The sequence below is a fragment of the Burkholderia sp. LMG 13014 genome, from assembly GCF_905232215.1.
Classification (GTDB): Bacteria; Pseudomonadota; Gammaproteobacteria; order Burkholderiales; family Burkholderiaceae; genus Burkholderia.
The window spans coordinates 1-7,275 of the sequence record NZ_CAJNKE010000295.1 but is presented as its reverse complement, the minus strand read 5'-3'; the positions used below and the strand labels follow the sequence as shown (position 1 = coordinate 7,275).

Sequence of the window (7,275 nt, the reverse complement as noted above, 5' to 3'; positions counted from 1 at the left end):
GTCGGCGCGGTCGCAGGCAACGCGGTCGGCGAAAACCTCAGCACGGCGAACGGTGTCGAAATCACCGTGCGCCTCGACAACGGCGATCTGCGCTCGATCACGCAAGCGGCAAGCGGCGAAGCGTTCCGCGCCGGCGAGCGCGTGCGACTGCTGTCGAGCGGCGGCGTCACGCGCGTCACGCACTAACAGGTACCTCAGCGCGCGGCGCAAGCCGCGGTCGAACGCATGTGCGAAGCTGCACATGCGTTTTTTTTCGTCCGTACTCGCCGCGGGCCGGCATACGGGCACCCGGCGTACGGGCACCCGGCGTACGGGCACCCGGCGTACGGCCCTCGGCACATCGGCATAGACGGACGAAAAAAATCCCGCCACCTGAGCCAGATGGCGGGACTGATTGAGTAGCGCTACTCAACCCACGGACACCACGTGAGTGTCCGGGTGGTGCGGGTCAGCCTCGATTACGGACGGCTGCCGGTCGGGAACGGCCATGCCGCTGCCGGGTTGAGCGCGGTCTTCACGCCCGATGCCGGCGCAACCGATGCGGTCGACGCGGTCGTTGCCGGTGCTGCCTTCTTCACGACGGCCTTCTTCGGCGCAGCAGCCTTCTTCGGAGCAGCAGCCTTCTTGGCCGGAGCCGGAGCAGCAGCCGGAGCAGCAGCAGCCTTCTTCGCCGGAGCAGCGGCCTTCTTCGCAGGGGCAGCCTTCTTGGCAGCAGGCGCAGCCTTCTTGGCAGCAGCCTTCTTCGCAGCAGGCGCAGCCTTCTTGGCAGCAGCCTTCTTCGCCGGCGCGGCCTTCTTCGCAGCAGCCTTCTTCGCCGGTGCGGCCTTCTTCGCAGCGACCTTCTTCACTGCGACTTTCTTGGCTGCAACCTTCTTCACTGCGGCCTTCTTGGCCGGTGCTGCCTTCTTCGCAGCAACCTTCTTCACTGCGACCTTCTTGGCAGCAACCTTCTTCACTGCGGCCTTCTTGGCCGGTGCCGCCTTCTTCGCAGCAACCTTCTTCACTGCGGCCTTCTTGGCCGGTGCTGCCTTCTTCGCGGCAACCTTCTTCACCGCGACCTTCTTCGCAGCAACCTTCTTCACTGCAGCGGCCTTCTTCGCCGGAGCAGCAGCCTTCTTCGCAACGGTCTTCTTGGCAGCAACCTTCTTAGCAGCCGGTTTCTTCTTGGCGGTAGCCATGTTGTTCTCCTTCAGGTTCAGATGAGAGTCAGTTCAAACTACACCCTTCGTCAAAACCCGCTTCCCGCGGACGCTGTTCAGGACGTGCGCTTCGAAGCGGGCTATTCATCGGCGTACGCGGATACCACGCGCTTACGCTAATGAATACGGTATGGCGCGCGTGACCACCCGGCCTCGCGCGCCAAATCAAGTCGGTAGCCGGCGCGCCTCGCGCCGCTACCCCTAATCGCTTGATCAAGCGGACCGCCACACGGCTGTCCGCTTTTTCCGGAGGGAAGTTTGCCCATCCCACTGAAGGGTTCGCAAAGTGCCTGTCGTGTCGTTGGGCCGTTAAGGCACCGGGCATGCTTTGCATCAGGCGTTCTTGCTCCTAAACCTTGGGCCGGGGCCGAGAGGCCACCGGCTGCACCATCATGTGACGGGTTCGCTGCTGCGGGTTATTCCCAGGACAGCGCGCCGCCCGTCTGATACTCGATCACACGCGTCTCGAAGAAGTTGCGTTCCTTCTTCAGGTCGATCATCTCGCTCATCCACGGGAACGGGTTTTCCTCGTTCGGGTACAGCGGGTCGAGGCCGATCTGCTGGCAACGGCGGTTGCTGATGAAGCGCAGATAGCTCTTGAACATCGACGCGTTCAAACCCAGCACGCCGCGCGGCATCGTGTCCTCGGCGTAGCGGTATTCGAGTTCGACAGCCTGCTTGAACAGCTCGCGGATCTCGGCGCGGAATTCGGCGGTCCAGAGATGCGGATTCTCGAGCTTGATCTGGTTGATCAGGTCGATGCCGAAGTTGCAGTGCATCGACTCGTCGCGCAGGATGTACTGATATTGCTCTGCAGCACCCGTCATCTTGTTCTGGCGGCCGAGTGCGAGGATCTGCGTGAACCCGACATAGAAGAACAGGCCTTCCATGATGCAGGCGAACACGATCAGCGACTTCAGCAGCTTCTGATCCGCTTCGAGCGTGCCGGTCTTGAAGGCCGGATCCGTCAGCGTGTGGATGAACGGGATCAGGAATTCGTCCTTCGCGCGGATCGACGTGACCTCGTGGTACGCGTTGAAGATCTCGCCTTCGTCGAGACCGAGCGATTCGACAATGTATTGGTACGCGTGCGTGTGGATCGCCTCTTCGAACGCCTGGCGCAGCAGGAACTGCCGGCACTCGGGCGCCGTGATGTGGCGGTACGTGCCGAGCACGATGTTGTTCGCCGCGAGCGAATCGGCCGTCACGAAGAAGCCGAGGTTGCGCTTCACGATGCGGCGCTCGTCCTCGGTCAGACCGTTCGGGTCCTTCCACAGAGCGATGTCGCGGGACATGTTGATTTCCTGCGGCATCCAGTGGTTCGCGCAACCGGCCAGATACTTTTCCCACGCCCACTTGTACTTGAACGGCACCAGCTGATTGACGTCAGTCTGGCCGTTGATGATGCGCTTGTCGGCGACATTGACCCGCGCTTCCGAACCGCCGGCGGGAACAGCCGATGCTTGCGGCGGCACCGCAAGATCGCCTTCGAAAATGTCGCGGACCTGATGGGCGGCAGGCGTTGCAGCCTGCAGTCCGACAGCCGTTCCTGCGGAGGTGCGCATCGCGTTTTGCTGCGCTCCGCTCGCGGGAGTTACGGCAGTCTTCTCTTCATCCCAGTTGAGCATAAATTCTCACCATCAATTTAGAACGGTTTGTACCATCTTTTCCTGAGCGATAAAAGGGTTCGCTCACGAAAAATCCTTTTTTCGATTCGCGTTGCGACCTCGATACAACACTTTGAGCAACGCATCGTCGTTCATGCAGAGCGCGACGTGTGTCGCGCGTGTATCGCGAGGTGCGCTCGACGCATCGAACGCTGATCGAAACGCGACGTCGTCGGGGATGTTTCGATCGCTTGTCACTGCCTGCAACGCAGGTGCCGCGTTACAGATTCCTTATCATTTTTTTAGTTGAGAGCGGCGCACACTTCAACCTCGATCGGTTGTCGTGTGCGCCGCGCTGACCTTCTTCTCAGGTCAGGCGCACTGCGTTACTGGCACGCTTCGCACTCGTCGAAGCCAGGATCGCCCGGACGCATCGTGCACACCGGACCATCTGCCTCGACCGGCGCGAGTGCCGGTGCTGCGTCGACTGCGCCCGACGACGATGCTGCGCCGCCTGCCGCACCGAAGCCGCCGGCTGCGCCTTGCGCGCCGCCGCTGCTCGAACCGCCGCTCGTCGGCACTGCGTTCAGCGCGCCGTGTGCGACCGTCGACTTCTCGACGTGCGTCGCCGCCATCGTGCGGAGGTAGTAGGTCGTCTTCAGGCCGCGCAGCCATGCGAGCTTGTAGACCTCGTCGAGCTTCTTGCCCGACGCGCCGCCCATGTAGATGTTCAGCGACTGCGCCTGGTCGATCCACTTCTGGCGACGCGATGCCGCTTCGACCAGCCACGTCGGGTCGACCTCGAACGCGGTCGCGTAGATCGCGCGCAGGTCGGCCGGGATGCGGTCGATGCGCGACAGCATGCCGTCGAAGTACTTCAGGTCGGCAACCATCACTTCGTCCCACAGGCCGCGGTCCTTCAGGTCGCGCACCAGGTACTCGTTCACCACCGTGAATTCGCCCGACAGGTTCGACTTCACGTACAGGTTCTGGAAGGTCGGCTCGATACAGGCCGACACGCCGATGATGTTCGAGATCGTCGCCGTCGGCGCGATCGCGACGCAGTTCGAGTTGCGCATGCCGTGCGTGGCGATCCGCGAACGCAGCGACGTCCAGTCGAGCGATTCGGACGTGTTGACCTCGACGTAGCCGCCGCGCGCTTCGGCGAGCAGCTTCAGCGTGTCCTGCGGGAGGATGCCGCGATCCCACAGCGAACCGCGGTAGCTCGAGTAGCGGCCGCGCTCCTCGGCCAGTTCGGTCGACGCGTGGTACGCGTAGTAGCAGACCGCTTCCATCGAACGGTCGGCGAACTCGACCGCCGCTTCCGACGCGTACGGCGTGCGCAGCAGGTGCAGGCAGTCCTGGAAGCCCATGATGCCCATGCCGACCGGGCGATGCTTCAGGTTCGAGTTACGTGCCTTCGCCACCGCGTAGTAGTTGATGTCGATCACGTTGTCGAGCATGCGCATCGCGACGCTGATCGTGCGCTTCAGCTTGTCGTGGTCGAGCGCGTAGCTGCCGTCGGCCTGCTTCACCAGGTGGGCGACGAGGTTCACCGAGCCGAGGTTGCACACCGCGATTTCGGAGTCGCTCGTGTTCAGCGTGATTTCCGTGCACAGGTTCGACGAGTGGACGACGCCGACGTGCTGCTGCGGCGAGCGGATGTTGCACGGATCCTTGAACGTGATCCACGGGTGGCCCGTCTCGAACAGCATGCCGAGCATCTTGCGCCACAGCTGCGCCGCCGGGATCTTCTTGAACAGCTTGATCTCGCCGCGCGCGACCTTGTCTTCGTAAGCCGTGTAAGCCGCTTCGAATTCCGCGCCGAACTTGTCGTGCAGGTCCGGGCAGGTCGACGGCGAGAACAGCGTCCAGTCGGCGCCTTCCATCACGCGCTTCATGAACAGGTCTGGAATCCAGTTCGCCGTGTTCATGTCGTGCGTACGGCGGCGGTCGTCGCCCGTGTTCTTGCGCAGCTCGAGGAACTCCTCGATGTCGAGGTGCCACGATTCGAGGTACGCGCAGACCGCGCCCTTGCGCTTGCCGCCCTGGTTGACCGCGACGGCCGTGTCGTTGACCACCTTCAGGAACGGGACCACGCCTTGCGACTTGCCGTTCGTGCCCTTGATATGCGAGCCGAGTGCACGCACGCGCGTCCAGTCGTTGCCCAGGCCGCCGGCGAACTTCGACAGCAGCGCGTTTTCCTTCAGCGCTTCATAGATGCCGTCGAGATCGTCCGCGACCGTCGTCAGGTAGCACGACGACAGCTGCGAGCGGTGCGTGCCCGAGTTGAACAGCGTCGGCGTCGAGCTCATGAAGTCGAAGCTGGACAGCACGTTGTAGAACTCGATCGCGCGCGTTTCGCGGTCGATCTCGTTCAGCGACAGGCCCATCGCGACGCGCATGAAGAATGCCTGCGGCATTTCGATGCGGCTGCCGTCGACGTGCAGGAAGTAGCGGTCGTACAGCGTCTGCAGGCCGAGGTAGCCGAACTGCAGGTCGCGGTTCGCGTCGAGCGCTTCGCCGAGGCGCTTCAGGTCGAACTGCAGCAGTTTGTCGTCGAGCAGGCCGGCGTCGACGCCGCGCTTCAGGAACTGCGGGAAGTATTCCGCGTAACGGGCCGACATCTCGGCCTGGACCACTTCCTCGCCGAGGATCTCGCGACGGATCGTGTGCAGCAGGATGCGGGACGTGACCTGGCTGTATGCCGGATCCTTCTCGATCATCGTGCGCGCGGCCAGGATCGCCGAGTCGTAGACCTGGCTCATCGGCACGCCGTCGTACAGGTTCTTCACCGTTTCGGCGACGATCGGGTCAGGGTTAACCGCGGTGCCGAGGCCGTCGCATGCCGACACGATCAGTGCGCGCAGTGCGTTCAGGTCGAGCGGACGCGTGACGCCGTTGTCGACGACGTTGATGCCGGTGCTCGCCTCGCCACCTGCTGCGGCTGCTTCCTCGCCCGCGTTCTGGCGCTCGAGGTGACGCTTCTCGCGATACAGCACGTACGCACGCGCGACGTTGTGCTCGCCGCCGCGCATCAGCGCGAGTTCGACCTGGTCCTGGATGTCTTCGATATGGAACGTTCCGCCGTTCGGGCGGCTGCGCACGAGCGCGCGCACGACGTTGTGCGTCAGTTGCTCGACCTGCTCGCGCACGCGCGCCGATGCCGCGCCCTGCCCGCCATTGACGGCCAGGAAAGCCTTGGTCACCGCGATCGCGATCTTCGAAGGTTCGAACGAGACGACGCTGCCGTTGCGGCGGATCACCTTGTAGTCGGCGAACGTGGCCTGCGGCGCGAGCGCCTTCGCGCCCTGTTCGGTCCCGCCGAGCGGACGGCTCGAGGCGCTCTCGTACTGGGACGTCGCGTTGTCGGTGGTTTGCATGTGCAAAGCTCCTGGTGTTGGATGGTGCGGAGAGAACCGCGGATTAAAACGAACGCTGCGCAACGCGGTGCGCGAGCGGTAAGAGGCGAGCGATGCGTCGGGGAGGCCGGTTCGGTCGATGCGCGACAACCGATCCGGTCGTGTGCTTCGTCATGTGTACCCTGCCCCGTCGAAGTTCGCTGCGCTGATCGCGACGCCCGGACCGCCCGGCCTGACGCGCCGCCCTGAGAACCCTGTCCGCCGGCGTTGCCCGCCGGCCGGTGCCGCTCGGGTTTCCCCTGCGACACACACTATATCTAGTGCAGAACCGCTCAACTGGCACCAAGTATAGTGGACATTCGGAGGACGTCCAAACGGATAATTTGCGATGGAGGTCTTGACATCGCTCACGCGCAGACACGACAAGGCATTGGTCGGAGAAAAAACTTTCTCCGGTCAAAAAACCCCGCGATCAGTGCTGACGGAAAGGAAAGTATTCGGCGGAAAAACCGGCATCGCTCGCGAAGCGTTGCCAATCGAAATGCGGGCCCGGGTCGGTCTTGCGGCCCGGCGCGACGTCCGAGTGTCCCGCGAATGCGTCGACCGGGTAGCGTGCGGCGAGCGCGCGGGAGAGCCCGGCGAGCGTCGCGTACTGCGCGTCGTCGAACGGCACGTCGTCCGCGCCTTCGAGCTCGATGCCGATCGAGAAGTCGTTGCAGCGCGGCCGGCCGAAGAACTCGGACGAGCCCGCGTGCCACGCGCGCTCGTCGCACGACACGAACTGCACGAGTTCGCCGCTGCGGCGGATCAGGAAGTGCGCGGACACGCGCACGTCGCGCAGGTGGCTCTGGTAATAGGGGTGCGCATCGCAGTCGAGGCGATTCAGGAACAGCGCTTCGATCGCATCGCCGCCGAATTCGCCGGGCGGCAGGCTGATGTTGTGGACGACCACGAGCGTCGGCACCGCGCCCGCGGGCCGCACCTCGAAGTTCGGCGACGGCGCATGGCGCGCTTCGCGCACCCAGCCGTTCGCGTCGACCGACAGCAGCTGCGCGTCGCTCATCGTGCGTCGTGACCGCTCGTCCGAGCGGCGTGGCGCTGCGCGTG

General features: G+C 63.8%; 5 protein-coding genes and 1 pseudogene. 1 reads left to right on the top strand and 5 read right to left on the bottom strand.

The features are described from left to right. Positions 1-186, top strand: a pseudogene (locus JYJ84_RS23680) (hypothetical protein); the annotation flags it as partial. A gap of 272 nt (positions 187-458) precedes the next feature. On the opposite strand, the gene JYJ84_RS23675 reads toward JYJ84_RS23680, so the two are convergent. The 5 genes from JYJ84_RS23675 to ampD all read right to left on the bottom strand — a co-directional run bounded on the left by JYJ84_RS23675 (position 459) and on the right by ampD (position 7,231). Then, a complete protein-coding gene (locus JYJ84_RS23675; protein WP_174960454.1) occupies positions 459-1,178 on the bottom strand; it encodes a histone H1-like DNA-binding protein in 720 nt (239 codons plus the stop codon). A 28-nt stretch (positions 1,179-1,206) separates the two neighbouring features. Then, positions 1,207-1,533, bottom strand: a complete 327-nt coding sequence (locus JYJ84_RS23670) for a hypothetical protein (protein ID WP_080741834.1) — start codon at positions 1,531-1,533, stop codon at positions 1,207-1,209. A gap of 82 nt (positions 1,534-1,615) precedes the next feature. Continuing rightward, positions 1,616-2,827: a ribonucleotide-diphosphate reductase subunit beta gene (locus tag JYJ84_RS23665; RefSeq protein ID WP_039353057.1), complete on the bottom strand. Its 1,212-nt coding sequence runs from the start codon at positions 2,825-2,827 to the stop codon at positions 1,616-1,618. Between the two features lie 365 nt (positions 2,828-3,192). After that, positions 3,193-6,189: a ribonucleoside-diphosphate reductase subunit alpha gene (locus JYJ84_RS23660; RefSeq protein WP_175222937.1), complete on the bottom strand. Its 2,997-nt coding sequence runs from the start codon at positions 6,187-6,189 to the stop codon at positions 3,193-3,195. Positions 6,190-6,640: 451 nt separating this feature from the next. Then, entirely contained in the window at positions 6,641-7,231 is a 591-nt protein-coding gene (ampD, locus tag JYJ84_RS23655) for a 1,6-anhydro-N-acetylmuramyl-L-alanine amidase AmpD (RefSeq protein WP_122944419.1), read from the bottom strand. Positions 7,232-7,275 lie beyond the last annotated feature (44 nt).